At 39.2% G+C, this 26,927-nt stretch carries 28 protein-coding genes; 20 read left to right on the forward strand and 8 right to left on the reverse strand.

Going from position 1 to position 26,927, the window contains the following annotated elements; translation table 11 throughout:
* The first annotated feature begins 150 nt into the window (after positions 1 to 150).
* Both AC27FM_RS00125 and AC27FM_RS00130 read left to right on the forward strand, forming a co-directional pair.
* Positions 151 to 1,116 carry a SufD family Fe-S cluster assembly protein gene (locus AC27FM_RS00125; protein WP_487085047.1) on the forward strand — a complete coding sequence of 322 codons (966 nt, stop codon included), beginning with the start codon at positions 151 to 153 and terminating at the stop codon, positions 1,114 to 1,116.
* 70 nt (positions 1,117 to 1,186) lie between these two features.
* Positions 1,187 to 1,867 carry a GTP pyrophosphokinase gene (locus tag AC27FM_RS00130; RefSeq protein ID WP_487085049.1) on the forward strand — a complete coding sequence of 227 codons (681 nt, stop codon included), beginning with the start codon at positions 1,187 to 1,189 and terminating at the stop codon, positions 1,865 to 1,867.
* Between the two features lie 75 nt (positions 1,868 to 1,942).
* Here AC27FM_RS00130 and AC27FM_RS00135 read toward each other — a convergent pair whose 3' ends face one another.
* From AC27FM_RS00135 to AC27FM_RS00160, 6 genes are read right to left on the reverse strand one after another with little or no spacing between them, the layout of a single operon-like run.
* Entirely contained in the window at positions 1,943 to 2,191 is a 249-nt protein-coding gene (locus AC27FM_RS00135; protein ID WP_487085051.1) for a hypothetical protein, read from the reverse strand.
* A complete protein-coding gene (locus AC27FM_RS00140) occupies positions 2,188 to 2,754 on the reverse strand; it encodes an NTP transferase domain-containing protein (protein WP_487085053.1) in 567 nt (188 codons plus the stop codon). The genes AC27FM_RS00135 and AC27FM_RS00140 overlap by 4 nt, the downstream gene beginning before the upstream one ends.
* The gene (locus AC27FM_RS00145; RefSeq protein ID WP_487085055.1) at positions 2,747 to 3,232 is read right to left on the reverse strand and encodes a molybdopterin-guanine dinucleotide biosynthesis protein B; all 486 of its coding nucleotides are present in this window, start codon (positions 3,230 to 3,232) and stop codon (positions 2,747 to 2,749) included. Before AC27FM_RS00145 ends, AC27FM_RS00140 begins: the two co-directional genes overlap by 8 nt.
* Entirely contained in the window at positions 3,211 to 4,440 is a 1,230-nt protein-coding gene (locus tag AC27FM_RS00150) for a molybdopterin molybdotransferase MoeA (RefSeq protein ID WP_487085057.1), read from the reverse strand. The genes AC27FM_RS00145 and AC27FM_RS00150 overlap by 22 nt, the downstream gene beginning before the upstream one ends.
* Positions 4,440 to 4,907, reverse strand: a complete 468-nt coding sequence (locus AC27FM_RS00155) for a MogA/MoaB family molybdenum cofactor biosynthesis protein (RefSeq protein ID WP_487085058.1) — start codon at positions 4,905 to 4,907, stop codon at positions 4,440 to 4,442. Before AC27FM_RS00155 ends, AC27FM_RS00150 begins: the two co-directional genes overlap by 1 nt.
* Positions 4,908 to 4,935: 28 nt before the next feature.
* On the reverse strand, positions 4,936 to 5,652 hold the full coding sequence (locus tag AC27FM_RS00160; RefSeq protein WP_487085060.1) for a HesA/MoeB/ThiF family protein: 717 nt from the start codon (positions 5,650 to 5,652) through the stop codon (positions 4,936 to 4,938).
* Positions 5,653 to 5,762: 110 nt separating this feature from the next.
* On the opposite strand from AC27FM_RS00160, the gene AC27FM_RS00165 reads away from it, so the two are divergent.
* From AC27FM_RS00165 to AC27FM_RS00240, 16 genes are all read left to right on the forward strand, one after another.
* Entirely contained in the window at positions 5,763 to 9,416 is a 3,654-nt protein-coding gene (locus AC27FM_RS00165; RefSeq protein WP_487085061.1) for a nitrate reductase subunit alpha, read from the forward strand.
* Positions 9,406 to 10,965 (forward strand): nitrate reductase subunit beta, encoded by a 1,560-nt coding sequence (gene narH / locus AC27FM_RS00170; protein WP_487085063.1) that lies wholly within the window; start codon positions 9,406 to 9,408, stop codon positions 10,963 to 10,965. The genes AC27FM_RS00165 and narH overlap by 11 nt, the downstream gene beginning before the upstream one ends.
* A complete protein-coding gene (gene narJ, locus AC27FM_RS00175) occupies positions 10,958 to 11,539 on the forward strand; it encodes a nitrate reductase molybdenum cofactor assembly chaperone (RefSeq protein ID WP_487085064.1) in 582 nt (193 codons plus the stop codon). Before narH ends, narJ begins: the two co-directional genes overlap by 8 nt.
* Entirely contained in the window at positions 11,539 to 12,231 is a 693-nt protein-coding gene (narI, locus tag AC27FM_RS00180) for a respiratory nitrate reductase subunit gamma (protein ID WP_487085066.1), read from the forward strand. Before narJ ends, narI begins: the two co-directional genes overlap by 1 nt.
* Positions 12,232 to 12,239: 8 nt before the next feature.
* Positions 12,240 to 13,241: a FecCD family ABC transporter permease gene (locus tag AC27FM_RS00185; protein ID WP_487085068.1), complete on the forward strand. Its 1,002-nt coding sequence runs from the start codon at positions 12,240 to 12,242 to the stop codon at positions 13,239 to 13,241.
* Complete coding sequence (locus AC27FM_RS00190; protein WP_487085069.1) at positions 13,228 to 14,010, forward strand: ABC transporter ATP-binding protein; 783 nt, start codon at positions 13,228 to 13,230, stop codon at positions 14,008 to 14,010. Before AC27FM_RS00185 ends, AC27FM_RS00190 begins: the two co-directional genes overlap by 14 nt.
* 3 nt (positions 14,011 to 14,013) lie before the next feature.
* Positions 14,014 to 15,048, forward strand: coding sequence for an ABC transporter substrate-binding protein (locus tag AC27FM_RS00195; protein WP_487085071.1), 1,035 nt, complete (start codon positions 14,014 to 14,016; stop codon positions 15,046 to 15,048).
* Entirely contained in the window at positions 15,045 to 15,452 is a 408-nt protein-coding gene (locus tag AC27FM_RS00200; protein WP_487085073.1) for a molybdenum cofactor biosynthesis protein MoaE, read from the forward strand. Before AC27FM_RS00195 ends, AC27FM_RS00200 begins: the two co-directional genes overlap by 4 nt.
* A complete protein-coding gene (locus AC27FM_RS00205) occupies positions 15,449 to 15,688 on the forward strand; it encodes a MoaD/ThiS family protein (protein WP_487085075.1) in 240 nt (79 codons plus the stop codon). The genes AC27FM_RS00200 and AC27FM_RS00205 overlap by 4 nt, the downstream gene beginning before the upstream one ends.
* Before the next feature lie 21 nt (positions 15,689 to 15,709).
* Complete coding sequence (locus AC27FM_RS00210) at positions 15,710 to 16,885, forward strand: nitrate/nitrite transporter (RefSeq protein ID WP_487085076.1); 1,176 nt, start codon at positions 15,710 to 15,712, stop codon at positions 16,883 to 16,885.
* Between the two features lie 18 nt (positions 16,886 to 16,903).
* Complete coding sequence (locus AC27FM_RS00215) at positions 16,904 to 17,236, forward strand: metal-sulfur cluster assembly factor (protein WP_487085077.1); 333 nt, start codon at positions 16,904 to 16,906, stop codon at positions 17,234 to 17,236.
* A gap of 104 nt (positions 17,237 to 17,340) precedes the next feature.
* Positions 17,341 to 18,702 (forward strand): NADP-specific glutamate dehydrogenase, encoded by a 1,362-nt coding sequence (gdhA, locus tag AC27FM_RS00220; protein ID WP_487085079.1) that lies wholly within the window; start codon positions 17,341 to 17,343, stop codon positions 18,700 to 18,702.
* A 105-nt stretch (positions 18,703 to 18,807) separates the two neighbouring features.
* Complete coding sequence (locus tag AC27FM_RS00225) at positions 18,808 to 19,668, forward strand: aldo/keto reductase (protein WP_487085081.1); 861 nt, start codon at positions 18,808 to 18,810, stop codon at positions 19,666 to 19,668.
* 101 nt (positions 19,669 to 19,769) lie between these two features.
* Positions 19,770 to 20,498, forward strand: coding sequence for a transposase (locus AC27FM_RS00230; RefSeq protein WP_487085083.1), 729 nt, complete (start codon positions 19,770 to 19,772; stop codon positions 20,496 to 20,498).
* A 134-nt stretch (positions 20,499 to 20,632) separates the two neighbouring features.
* Positions 20,633 to 20,932, forward strand: coding sequence for an IS3 family transposase (locus AC27FM_RS00235; protein WP_487085085.1), 300 nt, complete (start codon positions 20,633 to 20,635; stop codon positions 20,930 to 20,932).
* A 56-nt stretch (positions 20,933 to 20,988) separates the two neighbouring features.
* Positions 20,989 to 21,384, forward strand: a complete 396-nt coding sequence (locus AC27FM_RS00240) for a transposase (protein WP_487086055.1) — start codon at positions 20,989 to 20,991, stop codon at positions 21,382 to 21,384.
* Positions 21,385 to 21,431: 47 nt separating this feature from the next.
* Here AC27FM_RS00240 and AC27FM_RS00245 read toward each other — a convergent pair whose 3' ends face one another.
* Entirely contained in the window at positions 21,432 to 22,568 is a 1,137-nt protein-coding gene (locus AC27FM_RS00245) for an AI-2E family transporter (RefSeq protein WP_487085087.1), read from the reverse strand.
* 159 nt (positions 22,569 to 22,727) lie between these two features.
* Complete coding sequence (gene galE / locus AC27FM_RS00250) at positions 22,728 to 23,717, reverse strand: UDP-glucose 4-epimerase GalE (RefSeq protein ID WP_487085089.1); 990 nt, start codon at positions 23,715 to 23,717, stop codon at positions 22,728 to 22,730.
* Positions 23,718 to 23,868: 151 nt separating this feature from the next.
* On the opposite strand from galE, the gene AC27FM_RS00255 reads away from it, so the two are divergent.
* Entirely contained in the window at positions 23,869 to 24,531 is a 663-nt protein-coding gene (locus AC27FM_RS00255; protein ID WP_487085090.1) for a class A sortase, read from the forward strand.
* 69 nt (positions 24,532 to 24,600) lie between these two features.
* Positions 24,601 to 26,910 carry a single-stranded-DNA-specific exonuclease RecJ gene (gene recJ, locus AC27FM_RS00260; RefSeq protein ID WP_487085091.1) on the forward strand — a complete coding sequence of 770 codons (2,310 nt, stop codon included), beginning with the start codon at positions 24,601 to 24,603 and terminating at the stop codon, positions 26,908 to 26,910.
* Positions 26,911 to 26,927: the final 17 nt, after the last annotated feature.

Genomic DNA, 26,927 nt, shown 5'->3' on the forward strand with positions numbered 1-26,927 from the left:
TGTGTATGAGTATTTTATTTAATTTTATTTTGGAATATTTGTGTAAGAATAACGAAAATAAAATGATGCTTTTTGTTATTTTGGAATTTTTTATCAAACAATAGTATTTTCTTATATATAATAGGAATATTAGAAAAGGGTGTTTATTTAATGGAATTTAATAATGACTTTTTAGAAGACTTTGAACTAGATGCTAATGATCATGGTGAACCACATTGGTTGATTGACAGACGAATTGAGGCGCTAAAACAAATCAATAAGCTGTCGATGCCAAAATCTCACTGTTTCGCGAATAACAATGTAGGCGAAATCACGTCTCCGCAAAGGATTCGTTCATCAAAAAAATTGCTTCCAGAAGAATCGATAGTTGATGATACGATTTGTCAGTTTGGACAAACTGTGATAAAAAACGACTTGCCAGAGGTGATGGAAGAGCGAGGAATCATTGTGACTGATATTTTCAATTCATTCAGGATTCATCCTCGTTTAACACAGAAAAATTTTATGGACAAAGTAATTGCGCCAAGTGAAGACAAGGCTTCCGCATTTCATTTGGCCTGTATTAATTCCGGCGTTTTTGTATATATCCCAAAAGGGATAAAAGTCCCTGCACCCATAAAAATCGACTTGATCCAAGACGACACCAGACAGTTGCTTTTGAATACCCATGTACTGGTAGTGGTTGAAGATGATGCTGAGGTAACGATCGAACAAAGCTTGACTAGCTTTGGCGATTATCAAAATAAAACTAATTTATTCGTAGAGGTCGTCTCTCGTGCTAATAGTAAGGTCAATTATCATTTGCACAGCCACTCAAGTTCTGAATTTGTATTCTTAAAGGCCAAGTCACACCTGAGTCGTCAGGCTGAAGTCGAGTGGGATGTGGACTTGAATAACTTGGGTGATACGTGGGCTGAATTGAGTGATAATTTATTCGGTTCAGATTCACAGTCGATCACACGACTAAAATCTCATCTAGACGATGACCAAAATAATCGAATTGAAGAAATAAATGTTTCAGTGATCGAACATGGTAAGGATTCAAAGCATCGATTATTTAAGGACTTATCCAGTCCATCTAGTTCGACCATTACTGTCAATGGTACGAAATACTAGTATAATTATATTTTAGGTATACGTTTCTAATTAAAAATATTTTTATGACTGTGAGGGCATTAGAAGAGTAATGATATTAGAGCGTCAAAATAGAATCAATATCAATCAAATAAAAAGAGAACTAGGACTGTATCTTGGGCGTGACGAAATGTTGAATATAAGCAAGTTAGTTAATTATTATCAATTGTGTCATTCCGCGGTAGGAGAATTTGGAACAAAGTTGGAAAATCTAGATTCAGATTATCAAGTGCGTCACAACCACAATCCAATTCATCACATTGAAGTCAGGATGAAAGATGTTGGTAGTCTGATGGAAAAGTTAAATCGCAAAGATCTGCCGATCAAGTTTGAAAGTATCGAAAACAATATTTTTGATGTCGGTGGTATCAGAGTTATCACCAATTATATTGATGATATTTATACCGTAAAAGAAAATTTATTGGCACAAAATGACGTCAAATTGATCAAGATGAAAGATTACGTGAAAAATCCTAAAAAGACTGGTTATCGTAGCCTGCATTTGGTGACTAGCGTGCCAGTATTTCAATCCGACGGGGCACAGATCGTGCCGATCGAGATTCAAATAAGAACCGTAGGGATGGATATGTGGGCTAGTCTAGAACATAAATTGCGTTATAAGACTAGTGAACCAGATGAAAAAGTCGCAGAATATTCAGAGTCACTACAAGATTATGCTGATGAGATCAATGGCATCGAGACAAACATGCAGGACATATTTCATAACTTATAAAAAATGGCTGAATCCTTTCGGGTTCAGCTATTTTAATATGGTCTAAGTCAAATCGTATTGGTGGAGATTTGACATTTAATATTCCGCTTCCGAAGTTTCAAAGTCCGGATCAGAATATTGTTTATAAAAATCATAATCTTTTTTAATTAACATAATACGTCGTTCAAGACGCTCGATTGCTTCATCTTGTTCTAATGTTCGTAGATCATCACGCTGTGATTGTTCTTCATTTTCTAGTAAGGTTCGTTGAATACTCAAATCATTCAAACAAATCCTGATTAGTTTTTGGAAGTCACCACGGCTCATTTCGTTTTGAGTTTTCATATTAAGTCCTCCGGATAGTTAATGTTTTTTAAAGTGCCATCATATTCAAGTGCTCCACAATCGGTGGCCTTCAGCAAACTACGCCATCGATAATTGTCATTTTGTATTTGTCGCTCTAACAAATCCATACTAATCGTTAAGTGACAACAAGTGTAGTAGGGAAGATTCTTAATTTTGATATATCCGACCTGTTGATTCAAGAAATTGATTGCCTTCTGATCAATGACATAGTCAGTTGCGACAACTAGCAGTTCCGCATTTGAAGTCGCTTGTTTATCAGAGTTTTTGATATATTGAAAATACGCCCAGAGTGCTGACAACGGACCACAATCGATCATTGGTGGTTGATCTTTGATCACTTTTATCTTGGAGTCATTGAACAGGTCACTGATCTTGGAGTCATTATTGGCATTGGTCGAGATATAACAATTATCAACATAGGGCAATGTCAAATCTGCTGTATATTTCACGTTGGGAATGATGGTGTCATTAAAATGTGCCAAAGCTTTATCACTTTTGAAGCGGACGGACTTACCGCCAGCTAAAATCAAACTATCAGTCATTTTTCATCTTCCTCAAAAAAACTTCAATGAATTTTTCACGGTCAGTCATTTTTTCAATATCGAGCACATCTGTCCCGTGATTTCCTTGGATCGATACGAATAATTTAACATTAGTAACGTCCGAAAAATCCTCTGGTGATTCATCAGGTTTTAGTAATACGATTTTTGGAAAATCCAACTCTTTGATTCCTTCAATAACAATAAAATCAAAGGGACCATTTTGTAATGCTTGAATTTTTTCCAAGTTGGTCGTTGGCAAATTACGTTGGTAATGGATGGTTTGTTCATTATTCAATAACAACACATCATCTGAATGTGAAAAGAATTTTCCAGTGTCGTTTGTGGGTGCCACGTCGATTGGCAGATGGGTATGCTTTACTACGCTGAATTGGTATTGATGTCCTGTCGTCAAAAAGTTTTGAACTAAGGTCGTTTTGCCACTTTTTTTGTGTCCAATTATTTGAAAGGTAACAGCCATGTGCGTAATCTACTGCCTTTCGGAGTAATAGAATCACCACGAGGGATTTCAAACATACAGGTAGCTCGTTGTAAGTTGTTCAAATTACCTGAGGCATCGCCACCAATTCGACCGATTTCGATTTGATCACCATCGAAGTGATATTGTCCTCTCAGTATCCGGTCATACATATTGGTCTTGGTATATTCAGCGTTCAATGTGCCAGTACATTCGAGACAGCGACTAGTCTGATGTTGCATTAAGCGCAAGGCATATTCAACGTAGAGGTAGAAGCCGGTGAAGCAAGCACCGGGATTACCTGACAAACCAAAGAACAAAGTTCCATCATAAATAAATGCGGTTGTGACACTACCGGGACGCATCTCTAATTTGTTGAAAAGTAATTTTTCTGAAGCTTTTGCCAAGTCAGCGATAATGTCAAAGTCACCAACTGAGACGCCACCATCTGTAATTATGACATCACATCTCCCTAGTAAATCATCAACGGCAGACTTGAGTGCGTCGTGGTCATCTTTGATTTGAGTATAACTGATGACATTTGCGTCATTTTCCACACATAATTCACGGATCATGGGACCGTTACTATTGAATATTTTACCGTTAGTTATTTTTTCACCTGGTTGCAAGAGCTCTGAACCGGTAGTGATGATTCCAATAGTTGGTTTTTTGTAGACAGAGATCTTTTGAATATCGAAGGCGCTCAATAAGCTAATCCCTCCGGGATTGATCTCAGTATCTTTAGCAAGCAAGACGTCACCTTTTTTGAAATAATCGCCAATAGGAGTGATATTGTCCTTTTTTTGGATTTCAGTTATTTGGACGGTATTCTCGTCGATCATTTGAGTAGTTTCAAGCATTACGACGATATCTGCTCCATCAGGTACATATCCACCAGTCATGATCCTGACCGCTTCGCCAGCAACCAATGGACGATCGAAGTCAGCTCCAGCAGGGATGTCACCGACGACTTTTAGGTTGACAGGTAAGTTTGTTAAGTCAGCTTGGAGCATGGCGAAGCCATCATATCCAGAGCGTCTAAATGTCGGAAAATCGTTTGGAGCAGTGATATTTTCGGCAATGACTCGGTGGTTAGCGTTGGCGGATGAGATGTTTTCGGTAGTAAGTTTCACACTATCGATATTGTCGGCCAGCACTTGTCTAGCGGAATCAATACTAATAGCGTTTCTATTATCAACTGGTTTATACATTATTTAGTTATCTCCTTAATTAAATGATCGATATCAGGTAAGATTATCCGTTCCAATGCTGTTTTGCAGGCATTAGTCGATCCGGGCATTAAATAGCAAATTTGGTCACTGTCAGTGATTCCTGCCGTTGCTCCTGATACTAGTGCTTTCAAGCCAATATCTTCAATACTGATTTGACGAAAGTATTCACCGAATCCAGTGATCGTCTTGATGAATCTAGGCTCTAGCGTCTCGATCGTGACGTCACGTCTAGCGATTCCCGTGCCTCCGTTTACAAAAATCAGTTTGCATGAAGTTGTCAATAGTTGATCATAGGCGTCGGTTATTTGTTGAGCATCGTCTTTGACGATGTATTTTTTGATGAATTTATTGCCAGCCTCAGTCATAGCTTCTTGAATGTAACTACCAGACTTGTCGGTTTCCTCAGTTCTAGTGTCGCTGACCGTGATGATTCCAAAATCAATCATTTAATGATCTCCTCCTCAAAGTAGCGATTTATTTTATGGGACAGTCGCTTCTCTTATTTACTTTAATTTTTCTAAAATCAAATGTCCAATTATCTATTACCAATAATTTCCCGGCAGTATACTTGCCACTTGTCAAATATTTCATGGCGAGTGATGCTTGTAGGCTACCAGTCAGCGCTACGATCATTGGATTAGTTCCAATGTTGGCACTCAGACCAAGCTGGGCTACGTTATCTTGGGGATAGAGACATTCAAGACAAGCTGAGTCAGAATCTATGAACATGACTTGACCTTGATTGGCGGCGCAAGTACCGAAGATGTGTTTGATACCTTTATTCTGGCAGTCATGATTGATTTGATATTTAACTGGAAAATTATCAGTACAATCGATGACTAAGTCGTAATTATCGTCCAACAATTCGGCTGAATATTTTTGATTGCGAGTATTAATGATGACAGTGCTATTAGTTGCTTGCAGATGCTGCTTCATCGCAATCAGTTTTTCTGTTCCGACATCTGCCTCTGTATAGAGATTTTGACGATGTAAATTTGTCAGTTCGACAACATCATAATCTACCAAAGTTATTTGACCGATTCCGGCTTTGACTAGTTCAGAAGCAACAAAACTTCCTAAGCCACCAACTCCGATCACTAAGACGTGTGAATCTCCCAACTTCCTTTGCCCACTGGGCCCGACCTGTTTTATTTTTAGTTGTCTATCATATCTATCGTATTTGTCGTCCATTTTCTTCACCTCATATGCAAAAGGTTAGGGAAAATCCTAATCGAAGTCAATTAGGATAAGTGCTAGATTTATTATAAGGAATATTAAAGTGAACTAGGTGGGAGTTGCATATGCTAAAATCTAGATTTTTTAAAAAAGTTGATAAGTTTAACGGTAATTTCACCCAACTAGAAGAACATTCTCGTCGTTGGGAGAAGTTATACAAGGAACGTTGGGCACATGACAAGGTCGTTCGTACAACACACGGTGTTAACTGTACGGGTTCTTGTAGTTGGAATGTCTACGTTAAGCAAGGTGTAGTTACTTGGGAGCACCAATCTACTGATTATCCTTCATGTGGACCCAATATGCCTGAATATGAACCTCGTGGATGTCCTCGTGGTGCCAGTTTCAGTTGGTATGAGTACAGTCCGCTCCGAATTAAATATCCTTATATTCGTGAGCGTCTCTGGAAATTCTGGGAAGATGCTCGAAATGAATATGATAATCCTATCGATGCATGGGAAAGTATCGTTACTGATCCTGAGAAGACGAAGTCATACAAGTCTGCCCGTGGACATGGTGGTTTGATTCGTGTTAAATGGGGCGACGCTACTGAGATGATCGCGGCAATGTTGATCTATACGATCAAGAAATACGGACCTGATCGAATCGCTGGATTCTCTCCAATTCCAGCCATGTCTATGTTGAGTTACTCATCAGGGGCTCGATTCATGTCACTGATCGGTGGGGAAATGCTGAGCTTCTACGATTGGTATGCCGATTTACCACCCGCATCACCACAAGTGTGGGGTGAACAGACTGATGTCCCTGAATCAGCTGATTGGTATAACAGTCAGTACTTGATCATGTGGGGTTCAAATGTGCCATTGACTAGAACACCAGATGCTCACTTCATGGTTGAAGCCCGCTACAAGGGAACTAAAGTAGTTTCAGTCAGTCCTGACTATGCCGAGAATGTTAAGTTCTCTGATAACTGGCTAGCACCACATCCAGGTTCAGATGCTGCCTTGGCTCAAGGGATGACGCACGTAATTCTGAATGAATTTTACAACAACAAACAAGTGCCATACTTTACGAATTATGTTAAACAATTTACGGACTTGCCATTCGTAATAATGCTAGATCAGAGTGAAACTAATCAAGAACATGTCGTATCAGGTCGTTTCTTGAGAATTTCTGATATCGAAAATACGACTACACCAAACGCCGAATGGAAACCAGTTTTAGTCGATGAACCGACTGACGAATTAGTTGTTCCTAATGGTACGATCGGACAAAGATGGGAAAAAGACAAGAAGTGGAATCTTGATCTCGATGGAATCAGTCCCAAGCTATCATTTCTTGGTGAAGCTGAACGGATTATTGACATGCCTAGTTTTAATTCAGAAGGTAATGGAATTTTCCAACGTACGCTACCATGTCGTGAGATTACTTTGAAAGATGGTACTACTCAACTAGTAACGACAGTCTTCGACCTCTTGATGGCTCAATACGGAATTCGTCGTAAAAAAGTAGACGAGTATGCAGCTAAGGGATATGACGATGCCGAAAGCTTATTCACTCCAGCTTGGCAGGAGAAAGTTACCGGTGTTAAACCAGAATTAGTTGTTCAAGTCGCTCAAGAGTTCGCACAAAATGCGGCTGAAACTCATGGTAAGTCCATGGTCATCATCGGTGCAGGTGTCAACCACTGGTTCAATTCAGATATGACATATCGTGCGGTCATCAATATGCTGATGCTGACAGGCTGTATCGGTGTTCAAGGTGGTGGCTGGGCTCACTATGTGGGACAAGAAAAACTTCGTCCGGCAGAAGGTTGGGCCAATATCTCATTCGCTAACGACTGGCAACCGGGCGGTGCTCGTCAACAACAAGGTACTTCATTCTTCTATCTCGCTAGTGACCAATGGAAGTATGACGAGATAGATAACGAAGGTATGAAGTCACCAATTAAGACGATCAAGGATACTTTCAAGCATCCAGCTGATTATCAACAAATGGCGATCAGGCTAGGTTGGATGCCATCTTATCCTCAATTCAACCGTAATAGTTTGGACTTCACCAAACAATATGGCACGACTGACATCAAGGAAGTTTCTGAAAAAGTCGTTCAAGAATTAAAAGATGGTTCGTTGCACTTCGCAGCCGAAGCTCCAGATGAAGATATCAACCAACCAAAGGCAATGTTCATCTGGCGTTCTAATTTATTTGCTTCATCTGGTAAAGGTCAAGAATATTTTATGAAGCATATATTAGGCGCTGAGAATGGTTTGTTAGCTAAGCAAAGTGAGAATTTCAAACCAAAAGATATGGAGTGGGATGAAAAGAGTGTAACTGGTAAGTTGGATCTCGCAGTTGATTTTGACTTCAGAATGGTTACGACACCACTTTATTCTGATATCGTTCTCCCTGCTGCCACTTGGTATGAAAAAGAAGACTTGTCAAGTACCGACATGCATCCGTTTATACATCCTTTCAACAAAGCTGTTGATCCACTGTGGGAATCACAGAGTGATTGGCAAGCGTTCAAGCATATCGCCTATGAGTTCCAAGGCATGGCTAAAAAATACCTGACTGAGCCACAGTATGACTTGAAGACACAACCATTAGGACATGATTCGATGGGTGAGATCTCACAGCCATTAGGTAAGATCAAAGATTGGAAGCGTGGTGAGATCGAACCGATTCCTGGTAAGACCATGCCCAGTCTGTCATTAGTAAAACGTGATTATACAAAAGTTTATGACAAGTATATTGCATTAGGACCCAATGCTGGTGGCAAAGTCGGTTCCAACGGATACAGTTATAGCGTTGCCGATGAATACGCCGAATTGAAAGACATTATTGGAACCTATGATGAAGGTCCAAACGCTGGTCTACCAAGACTAGACGAGGATAAGAACGTCGCTGAAGCAATACTTCATCTCTCTAGTGCTTCTAATGGACATGTTGCTAAGAAAGCTTGGGAAGATGCTGAAGAAATAACTGGTAAGAAATTAACTGATATTTCAGCAGGTTTGACTGAGAAACAAATGACATTTGACAATATCACAGCACAACCGAGCGAATCTATTCCAACGCCTATCTTCTCCAGTGCTAAGCATAATGGTGATAGGTATTCACCGTTCTCTGTCAATATCGAGCGTAATGTTCCATTCAGAACTCTGACTGGTAGGCAACAATTTTATCTTGACCATGAGATTTTCCAAGAATACGGTGAGGAATTGGCAACTTATAAGCCAACACTCCCACCACACGTACTCGGTCCTGCTGATACTAAGGTGGAGCCAGCGGATAAAGAAGTTACTTTGAGATATTTGACACCACATGGTAAGTGGAATATTCATACAACTTATCAAGATAATTTATACATGTTGACACTATTTAGAGGTGGTCCGACAGTCTGGTTGAGTCTGGACGATGCAAAGAAAATCGATGTTAAAGATAATGACTGGGTCGAGCTATACAACAAAAACGGAGTCGTGACCGCCAGAGCGGTAGTAAGTCAACGTATGCCAGATGGCACGATGTATATGTATCATGCTCAGGACATGGAGATCGAAGAACCATTGTCTACGATCACTGGTAACCGTGGCGGAAGCCACAATGCTCCAACTCAGATCCATGTCAAACCAACACAAATGGTCGGTGGATATGCTCAACTGAGTTATGGCTTCAATTATTACGGACCAATCGGTAATCAAAGAGACTTGTACGTAAATGTTAGAAAACTAAAGGAGGTCAAGTGGAATGAAAGTTAAAGCACAAATTTCCATGGTATTGAACTTGGACAAATGTATCGGTTGTCATACTTGTTCAGTAACGTGCAAACAGACGTGGACTAATCGCCCCGGTGCAGAGTACATGTGGTTTAACAACGTAGAAACTAGACCTGGTGTCGGTTATCCAAAAAAATGGGAAGATGAAAGTCACTATAAAGGTGGCTGGAAGTTAAATCGTAAAGGAAAAGTAGAGCTACGTGCTGGTAACAAACTGAATAAAGTGGCACTAGCTAAGATTTTTTATAATCCAGATATGCCTAACTTGGATGATTATTACGAGCCATGGACTTACGACTACCAAACATTATTTGGTAAGGAAAGCAAACATCAGCCAGTAGCACGTGCTAAATCACAGATCACTGGTGAATACATGAAACTGAATAATGGTCCTAATTGGGATGACGACTTAGCTGGTTCAGATCGTAGCTTTGGTGAAGATCCTAACATGCAAAGTATCGAAGCAGATATCAAGGGTAACTTTGAGAAGACTTTTATGATGTATTTGCCAAGATTATGTGAGCACTGTCTTAACGCAGCTTGTGTAGCATCATGTCCTAGTGGTGCAATGTACAAGCGTGACGAAGACGGTATCGTCCTAGTTGATCAAGAACGTTGTCGTGGTTGGAGATTCTGTATGACAGGATGTCCTTATAAGAAGGTTTACTTCAACTGGAAGACTAACAAAGCTGAAAAATGTACATTTTGTTATCCAAGAATTGAAGAAGGATTGCCAACAGTATGTTCTGAAACTTGTGTAGGTCGGATTCGTTATATCGGCGTTATCTTATACGATGCAGATAGAGTTGCCGATGCCTGCGAAGAACCTGATGATACTAAGCTGTATGAGAGACAACTCGACTTGTTCCTAGATCCTAATGATCCTGAAGTGATCGCTCAAGCACAAGCAGATGGTGTTGATATGGAAACCATCAGATGTGCCCAGAAGTCACCGATCTATAAGATGGCCGTGGAAGAAAAGATTGCCTTCCCACTACATCCAGAATATCGTACGATGCCGATGGTTTGGTACGTGCCACCATTGTCACCAATCATGAATTATTTTGAAGGTAAGAATTCAATCAAATACCCAGATATGATTTTCCCAGCAATCAACGAAATGCGTATCCCAGTAGAATACTTAGCCAACCTCCTAACTGTTGGTAACACTGAAGTAATCAAGAGTGCACTATATAAATTAGCAATGATGAGGCTATACATGCGTGCAATAACTAGTGGTAAAGATTTCGATGCCGAAAAACTAGATCGAGTGGGATTGACTGAAAATTCAGCAACTTCACTCTATCGTTTGTTGGCAATCGCAAAATATGACGATAGATTCGTAATTCCAAAGGCAAAGAAAGAAAATGTCGAACATGTTGAAGATGAACAAGGTGGACTCGGTTATGAAGCATGTAACGGATGTTCACTAGCTCCTGTCCACGGAAGTGTCTTGCGCAAGGCCAAGGCTGGCGAGTCTGGTAAAGATGCCTATGCCGAGAGTTTCTATGGAGGAATTTGGCGTGATTAATATTGCAAAGCTAAATACTCTAAAGCAAAGTTTCACTTTTCTTTCACGCCTGTTAGATTATCCAGACCAAGAAATTTTAGACGACGATTTCCTGGAAGATTTTCGTAACAATTACAGTCAGACACCGTCAAAGGCGGATATTGAAGATGTAATAACTCAAATGCGGACATATTCACTGGAAAAATTGCGGACGCACTATGTGTCACTTTTCGAATTAAATAATCGTTATACTTTGTATATGACGTATTACAAAATGACTGATTCTCGTGAGCGAGGACAGTTGTTAGCAAAATTAAAAATGTTATATGAAATGTTTGGTGTACGTATCGATGGTTCAGAATTATCAGACTATTTACCACTTATGCTAGAATTTCTTGCATACAGTGATTGGCAGGATGATGAGCGTCAACAAGAATTACAGTTGATGTTTTCAGTTGTTGAAGATGGAACTTATAGTTTGCTGAAGAATGCCGAAGTTCAAGAAGATGATATGTATTTCAAGCTAATCAGAATTGTTCGGGCAGAGTTCAAATCATGCCTTGAACAAACTGAAAAAGAGGGGGAGATGCAGTAATGAAAGACGCACTGGATATATTCTTATGGGTTATTTTTCCTTACCTTGCTCTCGGTTCGTTCATTTTTGGAACAATCGGTAGATTCGCAATTTTTCATGCAGGCGTAACTGCGGAATCAAGTGAATTATTGGAAAAGAAACAACTGATGATTGGAAGCATTCTCTTCCACGTGGGAATTATTTTGGTATTTGCTGGACACGTTGTCGGGATATTGATTCCTAAGTCATTTACAGATTGGTTAGGGATCCCAAATGAGGCTTACCATATCGGAGCATTGGTGATGGGTGGTATTGCCGGATTCATGGCACTCGCCGGAATGATAATTCTTTCGTATCGTCGCTTCACCAATAAGCGTGTCTTTAGGACTAGTTCCTTCAGTGATTTAATGGTCAACGTTTCATTCTTGATAATTATTGTTTTAGGATTGAGTGCTTCATTTATTGACGGGGCCATCTTACATCCAGAATTCAATTATCGTTTGAATTTGTCAGTTTGGGCTAGACAAATATTCGTCTTCCATCCTGATTATCATTTGATGTCACAAGTACCAATAATCTTTAAGACCCACGTCATTTGTGGATTCTTGATCTTTGCTTTCTTCCCATACACTAGATTAGTTCACGCTCTAACATTACCTTGGCAATATATCTTTAGACGTCCGATCGTCTATCGAAAACGTCCAAGGGTATAGCATAGTAGGTGATAATTATTATCAAGAAGCGACAAAACAAACTTGTGATGGGCTTGGCTTTATTGACACTGGTAGTTTTGATCTTTGTATCAATGATGATGGGGCGATTTAACTTATCGCTATCCGATGTTTCACAGTATTTTGTCGGTCGAGCTGATAGCTCATCAAAGTTGATCTTAGAGCTTCGATTTATTCGAGTTATAGCAGTTGTATTAGTTGGCGCGGGTCTTTCGATGGCCGGCGCCACTTTTCAATCTGTCTTCAGTAATGGGTTGGCGTCACCCAATTTGTTGGGTGTTTCGACTGGATCGAGTGTTGGAGCAGCGATTGCTATTTTGAACGGTAAGTCGATCTACTGGATCGAAGTCAGTGCATTTATCGCAGGTATCATGACGGTATTTTTAACATTAATGATCAATAAGATATTAAATAATCATTCTAATATTACGCTGATCTTGTCAGGAATTATTATGTCAGGTCTGATGCAGTCCGTCTTAGGGTCAGTTAAGTACATTGCGGATCCAGAAAATCAATTGCAGAGCATTGTGTATTGGGAACTGGGAAGTTTTATGAAAGTTGATACACAGGCGTTGTTATCAGTTGGACCGATATTAGTCCTAGGAATTATTTTCTTACTATTAACACGATGGCGCCTGAATGCGCTATCATTAGATACATACACAATAAAAACAATTGGGATCAATCCGACCGTGAATAGAAACTTGATGATATTATTTGCAACATTATTGACAGCGGCTTCAGTCTGTCTGTGCGGAGTAGTGGGTTGGATCGGTCTAGTAGTTCCCCATGTCAGTCGTAGTTTAGTAGGCGAGGATAATCGACATGCCTTGCCGATGACCGCCATTGTCGGGGCAATTCTACTGCTGGTCGCGGACACGATCGCCCGTAGTATTTCAGTGAATGATATACCATTGAGCATTATCACTGGCTTCATTGGTGTTCCAATTTTTATTGTGATTCTTATAAGGAGAAAGAATGTTGGAATCTAAAGTTACGACAAAGGATTTGTCATTTGCATATAAATCAAAACAAATTATTAATGGCGTCAATTTGAGAGTTGCAAGCGGCCAAGTCTTAGTTATTTTAGGTCCTAATGGAATTGGTAAGAGTACTTTATTGAACTGTCTGAGCGGTGTCCTAACCAAGTATACCGGCGAAATCTTGATCAATGATCAGTCACTTAAATCTCTGACGATCAAAGAACTGTCTCATCAATTGGCATTAGTCAGCCAGGGCGTCAATATCAAATCAAATCTGACACTATTCGATTACTTGTTACTGGGAAGAAGCTCATTTCACTCGATTTTTGATCAACCCAACCGCCATGATCATGAAGTAGTATCGAATGTCATCGAGCAAATTGGTTTGTCAAACTATAATAATGTTAGTTTGCAGAGCATGAGTGGTGGTCAACGGCAATTGGCTATCATCGGGCGAGCTTTAACACAGGAACCACAAATATTAGTGATGGATGAACCGACATCAGCACTTGATTATCATAATCAAATGGTAGTTTTGAAGTTGATCAAAAAACTATCGAATCAAGGTATCTCAATTGTGATGAGTACACATGATCCTAATCAAGCACAGATGATCGGCGATGAAGTTGGTTTGTTGGTCGATAATCAGACGTATGATCAAGGTTTGGTCAGTGAGATATTGAATGATGAACATTTGACAAGACTCTATGGTATACCAATCGTGTCGACATTTAATGAATCATTAGGTAGGAAGATTTTTGGAATAGGGATGGATTAATTTATGAATAAAAAACGAAATATTATTATCCTACTACTCGGATTATTAGTCTTTTTCGGTAGTGGTATTAGTGTAAAAGCTGCATCAACGAAAGTGATTGTTGACAATACTGGCGCACCAGTAAAAGTCCCCAAAAAAATCAATCGTGTAGCTGACTTATGGCATGCGAATAATCCGATTTTTTTGATGTTGGGTGGAGAAAATAAATTAGTTGCTACAACTAAATTAACTCATGATAATGCCTTATTGACACAGATGTACCCGAAGGTAAAAAAGCAAGCAGTACCATTCAATGGTGAGGACTTCCAGATCGAGGAATTGATCAAACAAAAACCTGACATCGTCATTAGTTCGGACACTTCACAAATCAGTGAATTAAAAAAAGCTGATATCCCAGCAGTCAATTCAATGTTTCAAGATTATACAGGTTTGAAAAAAACTGTGAAGTTGACAGCGGAAGTTGTCGGAACCAAGGCTGCCAAGAACAAAGCTAAGAAATACAATAAAAAATTAGATTCAGATATCAAAGCTGTGAAAAAACGTGTTTCGAAGGCTAAGACTAAGCCGAGTGTATTGCATATCGTGAATACCAGTGACTTAACCAAAGTCGATGGCCGCAATACGATCGTAGATGAGTGGATGAAAATTGCTGGTGGTAAAAATGCGATCGAAACTGAAGGTAATATGATTCAAGTTTCAGCTGAGGAAATAATCAAAGCCAATCCTGACATTATTGTTATCGGAGGAACTACCGACAAAAAAGCTTTGAAGTTGCTTAAAAAGGATAAACGCTACAAGTCACTAAAAGCAGTTAAGAATAAAAAAGTTTATGGCAATCCTACGGGAATCTTCATGTTAGATCGTTACAGCGCCGAAGAAGATCTACAGATCTGGTGGGCTGCCAAGAAATTCCATCCAGAACAGATGAAGGATGTTAACTTAACTACTAAGTTCAAATCATTTTACAAAGAGTTCTTTGATCATAAATTCAGCAACAAAGAAATCAATAAAATTATCAATGGTGAGGTTATCAAGTGAAAATAGAAATTACACATGAACCCATCGACACAGATGAATTAACTAAAAGTTTAATTCACAATGAATATGGCGGTGTAGATATTTTCATCGGTAATATTCGTCAGTTTACTGACGAGATCGAAACAACAAAGATCGAATATACCACATACGAGAATATGGCAGTCAAAGAGATGCAAAAACTGGCTGATGTAGTGCTGAAAAAGGGCATGGACGTCGTGATGGTCCACCGTGTTGGTGAATTACAACTGGGGGATGTTGCAGTCTTTGTCGGCGTATCAGCACCGCATCGAGCTGAAGCATTTGAGAATTGTCAGTTTTTGATTGATGAGTTGAAGCATACAGTACCTATTTGGAAAAAAGAATATGATCGGGACAAAATCCGATGGGGAGGTCTTGGAGATTGAAAGTAAAGTTATTTTCTATCTTAGCTGAGGAAATAGGTTCGACCATAGATATTGACTTGAATTCGGATTTTTATCCGACAGAAGTCAAGCAAGCTATCAAAGAAGCCTATCCAAAGTACAGTGAGGTTTTAGATCAATCTTTAGTTGCTATCGATGAAGAATATGCAGATGATAAGCAGTTTGTACTGAAGGATGTTGCAGAGATCGCAATTATTCCACCAGTTAGTGGCGGCTAGAATTTCAAGGGGGTTTTTATTATGGAAAATAAATCAAAATCAATAATTGCCTTGACTATGGGAACATTATCAATGATGGTTTGTTTCATGGTCTGGCTAAGTTTATCGCCATTAATTGGTGTTATTTTGAATCATAATGGAATCGAGCTGAGTGAGTTCCAACGGACTTTCTTACTCGCAACTCCAATTCTTTTAGGCTCGATCATGCGTATCCCAATGGGTATTTTGAGTGATAAGTATGGTGGTAAGAAGATTTATATTATTTTAATGTTATTTTTGATCATACCAGTATTGATGATTCCTAGAGTGGGGTCATTCGGCATGATGATGTTTGCTGCTCTACTATTGGGTATGAGTGGTACATCGTTTGCAATCGGTATCTCATATGTTACAGGATTCTTTCCACCGGAGAAGCAAGGTTTGGTCCTAGGTATTGCCGGTGTTGGTAATATCGGTACAGCTTTTTCAGCTTTCTTCTTCCCTAGAATCGAAAAATCAATGGGACTTAATAGTGTGTTTTATTTATTAATTATCTTGTTGGTCATTTTTGTATTATTGATGCTGTTCATTGCACCAGAATCAAAGACTAATAAGAATGCAAGTATGGGTAAATCACTTGCTGTTGCCAAAGAAAAAGACACGTGGTATTTAGCTCTATTTTATTTCTTAACCTTCGGTCTATTCATGGCCATGACCAATTTGCTATCAACATTTATGGTAAATCTCTTCCATAGTAATCTAGTTGATGCTGGTTTGTGGGCAGCTATCTTCGCCGTAATCGGTACTTTGATGCGTCCAGTCGGCGGTTATATTTCTGATAAAATAAGACCAATGACACTTTTGAAATATGATTTCATCGGAATTATAATTGTGTCTATTATTTTAGGAATATTCTTGCAGACTCAAGGAATATTTACGACCATCATGGTATTGCTTGGAATTTTAGTTGGTATAGGTAATGGAATTATCTTCAAAATGGTTCCATTCGTATCAGATAGTAACACTGGAGCTGTTACTGGATTTGTCGGAGCTATGGGTGGTCTAGGTGGATACTTCCCTCCAATTATTCTAGGATTTATTAAACAAGCTACTGGCGGATATGAAATTGGAATATATTTGATTGCAATATTTGCTATAATATGTTTAGTGCTACTGCAAAAAGTATATATTTCTGGAAGTCACAAGATTGTTAAGTAATTGAATTGAGGTGTACCTATGAGTGAAGATAAAGCAACAACTAAACAAGATGAACAACGTGAAGCAATTATGGAAGCGTTAGAAGATGTTATCGATCCTGAATTAGGTATCGATATCGTTAATCTTGGATTAATCTATGGTATTGATATCGACGGTACAACATGTACAGTGACAATGACATTGACAACTATGGGGTGTCCATTGAGTGACATGATCTCTAACGATATTCACGATGCTGCCGAATCAGTTGATGGCATTGATAATTGTGACATTAACTTAGTTTGGTATCCTATTTGGGATATGAGCAAAATGAGTCGTTTTGCCCAGATTGCATTAGGTATTACTGGCTAATGTCGAACTATTTTATAAAAAGTACTTGAAAAATTCAGGTACTTTTTTTAGTGCAATTTTTATACAAAAGAATTAAACTATAGATTATTAAAATTAATTTAATAATGGAGGATTACATCTTGACCAAAGCAACCGATTATTTGCAACAAGTTTACGAAGTGATTGAACAAAGAGATCCGAACCAAACCGAATTTTTGGAAGCTATACATGATTTTTTCCAAACAATGACACCTGTATTTGAAAGTCATCCCGAATATATTGATGCTAATATATTGGAACGTTTGACAGAGCCTGAACGTGTGATTCAATTTCGTGTTCCCTGGTTAGACGATGAAGGACATGCCCGTGTTAATCGTGGTTTTAGAGTTCAATTTAATTCCGCAATCGGACCATATAAGGGCGGTTTGAGATTGCATCCATCCGTTAACCTAAGTATCGTTAAGTTCTTAGGATTTGAACAAATTTTTAAGAATGCTTTGACCGGACTGCCGATCGGTGGTGGTAAAGGTGGATCAGATTTTGATCCCAAGGGTAAATCTGACAATGAGATCATGCGCTTCTGTCAAAGTTTCATGACGGAATTGAGCAAATACATCGGCTTAGACGTTGATGTTCCTGCCGGTGATATCGGAGTAGGTGGTCGTGAAATTGGCTACCTATATGGACAATACAAGCGTCTCCGTGGTGCTGACCGTGGTGTCTTGACTGGTAAAGGTCTCAATTATGGTGGTTCACTAGCTAGACCGGAGGCTACTGGATATGGATTAGCTTACTATACTGAAGAAATGCTTAAAGCTAATCATTCAGACTTCAAAGGTAAGCGTGTAGCCATCTCTGGTGCTGGTAACGTTGCTATCTATGCTATCCAAAAGGTAACTGAAATGGGTGCTAAAGTTGTGACCGTCTCAGACTCAACCGGTTATATCGTCGATGAGCGTGGTATTGACGTGGATACTGTTAAACAGATCAAAGAAGTCGAACGTGGACGTATCAAAGAATACGCCGAAAAAGTCGCAGGTGCAGAGTATCACGAAGGATCAGTTTGGGATGCAAAAATCTCATATGACATTGCTCTACCATGTGCAACGCAAGATGAGATCAATGGCGAACAAGCAAAGAATCTCATCTCAAATGGAGCCAAAGCTGTCGCTGAAGGTGCAAATATGCCAAGTACACCTGAAGCTATTGAAGCTTATCAAGATGCAGGTGTCCTGTATGGACCTGCAAAAGCTGCCAATGCTGGTGGTGTAGCAGTTTCTGCACTTGAAATGAGCCAAAACAGTATGCGCTTGAGCTGGACTTTTGAAGAAGTTGATAATCGTTTGAAACAAATCATGAAGGATATCTTTAGTAACTCAGTTGCTGCAGCTGACGAATATGGTGTTAGCGGTGATTACTTGAGTGGTGCAAATATTGCCGGTTTTACCAAAGTAGCCGATGCAATGATTTCTCAAGGTTTGGTTTAATTTTAATAGGGACTCGATATTTAACGATATCGAGCCCTTATTTTTTTATCATTGTGAATGTTTTGTTATGATAATAATATAAATTAATTTTTGAGGGAGTATACAATGGCAAATTTGAATAGCTTAGAAGATACATACACTCTTAGCAATGGAGTGGAGATTCCTATCGTAGGTTTCGGTACATGGCAGACACCTGATGGTGAAGTTGCTAAGCAGAGTGTAAAGACTGCGATCGAAGCTGGATATCGTCACATCGATACTGCAGCCGCATATGATAATGAGGATAGTGTCGGTGAAGGAATCAAGGCATCTGGTATCAAACGAGATGACTTATTCCTAACTACAAAGTTATGGAACGAAGATCATGGATATGACGCAACTATCAAGGCGATGAATCATTCCTTACAAGAGTTAGACGTTGACTATGTTGACCTGTATTTGATTCATTGGCCTAATCCGGTCAAGTTCCGTGATCACTGGCAAGAAGTTAACGCCGAGACATGGCGTGCCATGGAAGACCTGCTAGAAAGTGGTAAGACACGTGCTATCGGAGTATCTAATTTCCGTGGGGAACATTTGAATGAATTGATGCAAACAGCTAATGTGACACCAATGGTCAACCAAATTTTCCTTAATCCAAGTGATTTACAACCGGATGTCGTTGATTACAATAACGAATACAACATTTTGAGCGAAGCATATAGTCCACTGGGTACAGGTAAGATTTTTGAAGTTCCAGAATTACAAGAAATGGCAAAACGTTATAACAAGTCCGTTGCACAGCTAGTATTACGCTGGTCATTACAATTAGGATTTTTGCCACTTCCTAAGTCAGTTCACGCTGATAGAATCAAGGAAAACACACAATTATTTGATTTTGAGATTTCAAATGAAGATATGAAGACAATCAATGGTTTACACGGTGTTGCTGGTTTAGCACAAGATCCCGACCAAGCCAAATTTTAGTCAAAATAAAAAAGTTGCCGATTTTATTGATCGGGCTATACTCCTTCTTGGGTAGACAAGCAAATAATTAAAGCTTGTCTATCTGGGAAGGAGTTTTTTGTATGGGCCGAAAAGGTTCCAGATATACAGTAGAGGAGAAACTCTTCTACATTGGTTTTGTGACTAATCAAGGCTTGAGCACCTATGCCGTGGAACAAAAGTACAAGGTCAAAAGGGATCAATTCCTACAATGGATTGAACGATTTGATCTTTATGGCACTGAGGGACTCAAACCAAGACAAAAAAATAGAACCTACTCTCCGGAGTTCAAGTTTGAGGTGGTCCAGAAATACTTAGCCGGAAACACATCTTATCCACAATTAGCTCGTGAATATAAGATTCCCAACGTAGCCGTCATCTATCAATGGGTTTCCCTGTATAATAGTGGTAAATCATTCAGATACACTAAGGGGAACAGACCAATGAAGGATGGACGTAAGACCACACAAAATGAACGTATTGAAATTGCACAATGGATAATTGCCAATAATTTTAACTATATTGGAGCTACCGAGCGCTTCAATGTTTCAAATGGTCAAGCCCACTCATGGGTCAAGAAGTTCCGGCGTGGCGGTGCGGAAGCGCTAGCCGATCGCCGGGGAAAAGCCAAAGAAGACAACGGCCATCTCACTGAATTAGAGAGAAAAAATCTTGAAATCAAACGTCTTCAAGCACGACTAGAATATGTTTCAACCGAAGCTGCCGTGTTAAAAAAACTTCAGGAAATAGAAGGAAGGAATGCCAATCAAACAAGAAATATCATACCGTTCAACAACTCGCACAAAAAGTGAACCCTGATGCAGGTAAACCTTATGGTATCAGTGCTATTTGTCGAATTCTTAACATTTCACGATCTTCTTATTACAAGCGGCTTCACCGCAAGCCCACAGCTCATCAACTTGAAAATGAGGCCATTTTAGAGTACATGATCAAGTTAGAACAGAAAAATCACTATACCTTCGGTGTGAAACGCTTAACGTTGTATATCAATAGAGAAACTCCCTACCATGTCAGCCCAGAGAGAGTGCGTCGGCTTATGCGTCGAGGCAACATTAAGTGCTCTATTCGTATAGCCAAACACAATCGTAAGGCAGAAAAGAAAGAACATATTTTGGAAAACAAACTATATACACCTGGTAAAGGGCATAACTTCCATCCAGCTTGCCCTAACCTGATCTGGATGACAGATTGTTCTGAACTGACTTATGGAGTAAATAAGGAGTAAATAAGGCGAAAAGTCTTCGCTTAAGCTCAATCAAGGACACCTATGACCACAGTATCATTGCTTGGTGTGTTGAGCCAACGGAGACGGCGCAACTAGTAACAGATACGATTAAACAAGCTGTTGAGAATAATAAATCTATCAAACCCATGTTACTGCACACCGACCAAGGTTCTGCCTACACTTCCGGAATGTACAATACATATCTAGCTGGCGAAGGAATCGAACATAGCATGTCTAGACCCGGTACTCCTGGGGATAATAGCCCCGTTGAAAGTTTGTGGAGTCATCTAAAAGTTGAACGTTTTGCGTTCGAACAAGCACTATCACAAGTAGAAATGGTGAAGAATATCGAAGCGACAGTCGACTGGTATAATAATGAACGACGCCAAGAAACACTAAACGGCATGACCCCGATAGAATATCGGAATCATGCCGTGAAGGAAATCATATAGAACTTTAATTATTTGCGATGTCTACTTGACTAATGGTAGACCCGATTTTATTGATCGACAACTTTTTTTGTACCATTTTGTTCTTTCTTTAATGTGGCATTACGAATCAACTGATAGATTGTTGCTACGATCGGTACACTCAGTAGCATTCCGATAATTCCACCTAGACCACTTCCGACTGTGATAGCAGCTAGAACTAAAATCCCGGGAAGACCGATCGATCCACCGACAACACGTGGGTAGATCAAGTTACCTTCTAATTGTTGTAACACGATGATATAAATAACGAATAGCACACCTTGGAGTGGGGATGTAACGGCAATCAATACGAAACCAACAGCTCCACCGATCCATGCACCAATCATCGGGATCAAGGCAGTCATCCCAACTAAGGCACCGATCGAAAGTGCATTTGGAAAACGGAAAATCCACATACCTAGTGCACAGAGAGTACCCAAGATAAACGCTTCTGTAACTTGACCAGTAATGAAACTAGAAAAAGTTTGATTCGATACATGAATGACATAGCGAGTTTTATCCATGATTTTTGCAGGTACAAAAGCATCAAAAACACGACTCAAACGATTTCCGATTCTTTCCTTACCACTAACTAAGTATATCGCGAAGGTGAAGGCAAGAATGAAATTAAACAATCCTTTGGATAAACTTCCAAAAATTGTGATCGATGAGGAAAAAATTCCAGAGATTCCAGCAGAAACAACCTTCATCAGCTTGGATTGGATCGATGTCCAATCAACCTTCGTTGTTTCTAATTGCGAAGCAATCGCACTGGCTTGGTTGGAATTATTTAGCCACTTGTTGAAGTTATCTATGACATCAGGAAGGCTGGAGAAGAAGCTACTGATGGCTGAAATAAATTGTGGTAGAACTAATCGTAAGACCCAGGCTATGATAGCGATGATTATTAAGAGTGCTAACAACAACGCGGTTGGTCGACGAAGTCCTACGGCCCATTTGTTGTTTGACTTTGGCCAAAACCAGCTTTCCAATTTACTACTCAATAGATTGATACAGTACGCTAACGCTGCACCGATGATTAGTGGCAGTGAAACCGAATAGATCAATTTGAAGATACTGAATATTTGTCCTGGATACACGAGCAGAACTAAGAAAATAGCTATAAGAACACCGTAACGAATCACTTCGTTTTTTGTTATTTTCATTGATTGCCCCCCTTAATTTATTATTTAAATAAATAGATTAATATTAGCAATATTATTTTACCATTTACGGACTGTTACAGCTACAAAAGCGTGGTAATAGGAATTTGTGAACAAAAAAAGCTATGGATTTTTCCATAGCGATTGAAGTTGAAGCAATTATTAGTCTTTGTAACCATTCGGATGTTTTGACTTGAAGTTCCATGCGTCCTTGATGACGGTATGAACATCGTCATATTGAGGTTTCCAATTCAATATTTCTCTAGCCTTGGTCGAGTCGGCAATCAAGGTACTTGGATCACCAGGGCGACGTGGGCCGATTTCAGCTGGTATTTCTTTACCAGTGACTTCACGTGCGGCTTCTAAAATTTCTTTGTTGGAGAAGCCAGTCGAAGAGCCTAGATTGAAGATATTGCTGTCATTGTCGGCACGTAAGTATTCCATTGCCAGACGGTGAGCCTCTGCTAAATCTTCAACGTGGACATAGTCACGGACATTTGTACCATCTTTAGTGTCGTAATCATCACCGAAGATTGTCAATTTATCACGTTGACCAGCAGCCGTTTGGAGAACGACAGGGATTAGATGAGTTTCGGGGTTGTGGTCTTCACCAATAGTTCCATCAGACTTGGCTCCTGCAACGTTGAAGTAGCGTAGAGCGACAAACTTAATACCATAGGCTACATCAGACCAGTGCATGATTTTTTCCATGGCTAATTTACTTTCGCCATATGGATTGGTTGGGATAGTTGGATCAGTTTCTTTAATAGGAATTTGCTTAGGTTCACCGTAGGTTGCGGCAGTTGATGAGAAGACAATATGTTTAACATCAAAGTTCTTCATTACTTCCAACAGTGCGATCATTCCGTAAGTGTTGTTGTCGAAATATTTAAGAGGGTGCTTCATTGATTCTGGGACGATTGAAAATGCCGCAAAATGAATAACGTCAGTTATGTCCTCAGCTTGAAATAACTTGGTTAGAAATTCTTTATCACGAACATCACCTTGATAGAACTTGGCTTGATTATTAACTGACTCACGATGTCCCGTCTCTAAATTATCAGCGACCACGACGTCGTAGTTCATGTTGCATAAGTGATCAACAGTGTGTGAGCCTATATAGCCCGCTCCACCTAATACAAGGATACTCATAGAATTACCTCCGAAATTGAATTATGTCTATTATAACGTATTTTTGTAGTCTAAAGTTTTTAGCTTAATTCCAACTTAAAAATTTAACTTTTTTTGTGTTATGCTTTAATATATTGGTATGAAATAAATTATCTGAACGGAATGAAAAGCCATGAAGAAGTTTTTTACAATTTTAGGAACGGTAATTCTTTTAGTAGTCGCATTAGCACTTATTTTTAATGAGCCTATAAAAGAATATGCGGTGAGTCGTATTTCGAATCAACATCTATCATCATTGACTGCCACAAAGGTTGAGAAGAATGAGAGTAAAAAAGGGGAGTTCGACTTCAAAAAAGTCAAACCTATCTCCGCTTCTCAAGTAGCTAAGGCGTCGGTAAATAACGAGTCTGCAGTCATAGGTAAGATGGCGGTTCCAGAAGTAAATTTATATTTACCTATTGTTAAGGGATTGAGTGATGATTCTCTTTCAACTGGTGGTGGAACGATGAAAGAAAATGAAAAAATGGGTCAGCAAAATTACGCACTAGCTGGGCATTATATGACCGCTAAGGGAGCGTTATTTTCACCGCTTGAAAATGCCCAAATTGGAGATTTGGCGTATATCACCAATATGAAGCGTGTATATACTTATAAGATTTTTTATAAAAAAATAGTTCCGCCAACTGCGGTTTATTTATTAGATGATGAGGAAGGACAAAAACTTCTCACACTTATTACCTGTGCAGATGGTGGTACTAATCGCTGGGCTATTCAAGCTTCACTTGTAAGTAGTATGCCCGCAAACAAAACAACACTAGCGGTATTTTCTAAATAGGCTTGGCTATGTCAGGCTTATTTTTTTGTTAACAAGACTGTTATAATGATTTAGTTAGTAGGTGATGTAGTGGTATTAATCAATTGGGAAAAAAGAAAGAATCCCACTAAAGAAGATATTTCAAGCTTTGCTAAAGAGAATAATGTCAGTCCGATCTTAGCCGAACTATTGATTTCACGTGATCTGACCTCAAAAGACAAGATTGAAGAATTTATTCATGCAGATGTGACTGAACTGCAAGATCCGTTTGGATTACATGATATGGATAAGGCGCTAGAAGTCATTGATGAAGCAGTTGAAAATGGTAGCAAAATCGCTATTTATGGTGACTACGACGCTGATGGGGTGACGAGCACTTCGATCATGAAGCTGACACTTCAGAAGTTGGGAGTTAAGCCGATATTTTATATTCCAGATCGTTTTAAGGATGGATATGGTCCTAATTTAGATGTATATAAATTCTTAGCTGATCAAAATATTGATTTGCTAATAACAGTCGACAATGGAGTTAGTGGTAAGGATCAAATCAAATATCTCAAGGATCAAGGGATAAAAGTGGTCATTACTGATCACCATGATCTACCAGATGAGTTGCCAGAAGCTGATGCGATAGTACATCCAACTATTCCCGGTTCAGAGTACGTTTGTCCGTACCTGTCTGGCGCAGGAGTGGCTTTTAAGATTGCCGACGCATTATTAGGTGATGAAGCGCTAGACTTGATCGATTTAGCCGCCATTGGCACAATTGCCGATGCTGTACCATTATTAGGTGAGAATCGAGTCATTGTAACTGAGGGACTGAAACGCATGTCTAAGAACAATCACGTGGGTTTGAGCGAGCTTATAAAAAAATGCAAGCTAAAGATCAACCAAATGACAGAAGAAGATATTGGATTTAAAATTGCGCCTCGGATCAATGCACTTGGACGTTTAACTAATGCTTCATCAGGCGTCGAACTGTTGACAACTGGGGATGAGTCATTTGCTAAGGAAATCGTCGATGAGACTGAAGAAATCAATACTCAGCGACAACAATTAGTCGCAACGGCATTTAAAGATGCAGAGACGCAAATTACCGAACAGCAAAATGCTGATTTTTTGATTTTGAAGAGTGATAAATGGCATCAAGGTATCCTAGGAATCGTAGCCAGTCGTGCGGTAGAACAAGAACATAAACCTACGATAGTTATGCAGTTTGACGAGCAGTCACAGTTGTATAAAGGTTCTGGGAGAAGTCCTGAGGGTTTTAATTTATTTGACGCCTTAAATGCTCATAATGAATTGTTTGCGAGTTTTGGAGGTCATGCTCAAGCTTGTGGTTTTTCTATTTCAAAAGACGGACTTGAAGAAATATCACCGTTTTTACAAGAAGAACCGAACAAGCAAAACTTTAGCCCTGATGGTTCGATCACGAAGTACTTTGATTTGGATGCAGACCTTCAAGATCTGAGTTTTGATTTCATCAAAGAAGTCAACCAACTAGCACCATTTGGTGTAGGAAATCCCAAACCGATATTGAAGTTAAGCAATGTTTCGCTATCACAGGTTAAGGCAATAGGTAAAGATGGAACGCATTTAAAAGCCAATGTTGTTGGAGGCGGTCGTCAAGTCGGTGCTATTGGTTTTGGGATGTTTGCTAAAGCAGAGTCAATGAATACTGATGTTTGTGATGTTTATGGTCAAATTGGTATCAATGAGTGGGCAGGACGTAAAAACTTACAAATCACACTTGATGACTTTGAAGTTTCGGCAGAAGGATTAAAAATTGATCAATTAAACAACGTTTATTTTGATTATCGGAACAGACAAATTTCAGGGGCTATTTTAAATAAGTTCGATGCAGTTGTATTTTTCAATCAGACCTACTATGAGGCCGCAAAACGTTCTCAACCGAAAGTTCGCTTAATCATGTATAATGAATCTTGTGATGGGCAAAATATCTTAATTTATGATCGACCACATAATTTGGACTTGTTCAAAACATTTATTAAGAATAACCAAACTAAACATGTAGCGTTGTATCTACATACAGATTTGACCAGTCGCTACTTGAAGCCTGATATGGATGCGATGAAGAACTTCTTGAAGTATTTATATAGTCATCCAAATATCAAGGCGGATGGAATGGATTTAGTTGCCAAATACCTTGGATACAAAAAATCTGACATAGATTTCTATTTAAAAGTGTTTTTTGAGTTAGATTTTGTTAAAATGGTAAATGGCTTTGTTGAAAAGGCTAATGCTTCACAACAACGCGAATTGATTGAATCTCCAACATATCTTAAGAGATTACAACGCAATGATGTTGAAAAAATATTAATTGAGTCTGATTTTGATAGTCTTCTAGCTTGGATGAGCGATTACGATTGTCACTGTTAGATTGAATGGAGAATTTA

It is taken from the genome of Companilactobacillus sp. y65-5, assembly GCF_057541095.1.

What these genes read in the sequence shown, in the direction of transcription:
- AC27FM_RS00125 (WP_487085047.1), top strand. Translation starts at nt 151, where the DNA reads ATGGAATTTAATAATGACTTTTTAGAAGACTTTGAACTAGATGCTAAT.
- AC27FM_RS00130 (WP_487085049.1), top strand. Translation starts at nt 1,187, where the DNA reads ATGATATTAGAGCGTCAAAATAGAATCAATATCAATCAAATAAAAAGA.
- AC27FM_RS00135 (WP_487085051.1), bottom strand. Translation starts at nt 2,191, where the DNA reads ATGAAAACTCAAAACGAAATGAGCCGTGGTGACTTCCAAAAACTAATC.
- AC27FM_RS00140 (WP_487085053.1), bottom strand. Translation starts at nt 2,754, where the DNA reads ATGACTGATAGTTTGATTTTAGCTGGCGGTAAGTCCGTCCGCTTCAAA.
- AC27FM_RS00145 (WP_487085055.1), bottom strand. Translation starts at nt 3,232, where the DNA reads ATGGCTGTTACCTTTCAAATAATTGGACACAAAAAAAGTGGCAAAACG.
- AC27FM_RS00150 (WP_487085057.1), bottom strand. Translation starts at nt 4,440, where the DNA reads ATGTATAAACCAGTTGATAATAGAAACGCTATTAGTATTGATTCCGCT.
- AC27FM_RS00155 (WP_487085058.1), bottom strand. Translation starts at nt 4,907, where the DNA reads ATGATTGATTTTGGAATCATCACGGTCAGCGACACTAGAACTGAGGAA.
- AC27FM_RS00160 (WP_487085060.1), bottom strand. Translation starts at nt 5,652, where the DNA reads ATGGACGACAAATACGATAGATATGATAGACAACTAAAAATAAAACAG.
- AC27FM_RS00165 (WP_487085061.1), top strand. Translation starts at nt 5,763, where the DNA reads ATGCTAAAATCTAGATTTTTTAAAAAAGTTGATAAGTTTAACGGTAAT.
- narH (WP_487085063.1), top strand. Translation starts at nt 9,406, where the DNA reads ATGAAAGTTAAAGCACAAATTTCCATGGTATTGAACTTGGACAAATGT.
- narI (WP_487085066.1), top strand. Translation starts at nt 11,539, where the DNA reads ATGAAAGACGCACTGGATATATTCTTATGGGTTATTTTTCCTTACCTT.
- AC27FM_RS00190 (WP_487085069.1), top strand. Translation starts at nt 13,228, where the DNA reads ATGTTGGAATCTAAAGTTACGACAAAGGATTTGTCATTTGCATATAAA.
- AC27FM_RS00195 (WP_487085071.1), top strand. Translation starts at nt 14,014, where the DNA reads ATGAATAAAAAACGAAATATTATTATCCTACTACTCGGATTATTAGTC.
- AC27FM_RS00210 (WP_487085076.1), top strand. Translation starts at nt 15,710, where the DNA reads ATGGAAAATAAATCAAAATCAATAATTGCCTTGACTATGGGAACATTA.
- AC27FM_RS00215 (WP_487085077.1), top strand. Translation starts at nt 16,904, where the DNA reads ATGAGTGAAGATAAAGCAACAACTAAACAAGATGAACAACGTGAAGCA.
- gdhA (WP_487085079.1), top strand. Translation starts at nt 17,341, where the DNA reads ATGGAGGATTACATCTTGACCAAAGCAACCGATTATTTGCAACAAGTT.
- AC27FM_RS00225 (WP_487085081.1), top strand. Translation starts at nt 18,808, where the DNA reads ATGGCAAATTTGAATAGCTTAGAAGATACATACACTCTTAGCAATGGA.
- AC27FM_RS00230 (WP_487085083.1), top strand. Translation starts at nt 19,770, where the DNA reads ATGGGCCGAAAAGGTTCCAGATATACAGTAGAGGAGAAACTCTTCTAC.
- AC27FM_RS00235 (WP_487085085.1), top strand. Translation starts at nt 20,633, where the DNA reads ATGATCAAGTTAGAACAGAAAAATCACTATACCTTCGGTGTGAAACGC.
- AC27FM_RS00245 (WP_487085087.1), bottom strand. Translation starts at nt 22,568, where the DNA reads ATGAAAATAACAAAAAACGAAGTGATTCGTTACGGTGTTCTTATAGCT.
- galE (WP_487085089.1), bottom strand. Translation starts at nt 23,717, where the DNA reads ATGAGTATCCTTGTATTAGGTGGAGCGGGCTATATAGGCTCACACACT.
- AC27FM_RS00255 (WP_487085090.1), top strand. Translation starts at nt 23,869, where the DNA reads ATGAAGAAGTTTTTTACAATTTTAGGAACGGTAATTCTTTTAGTAGTC.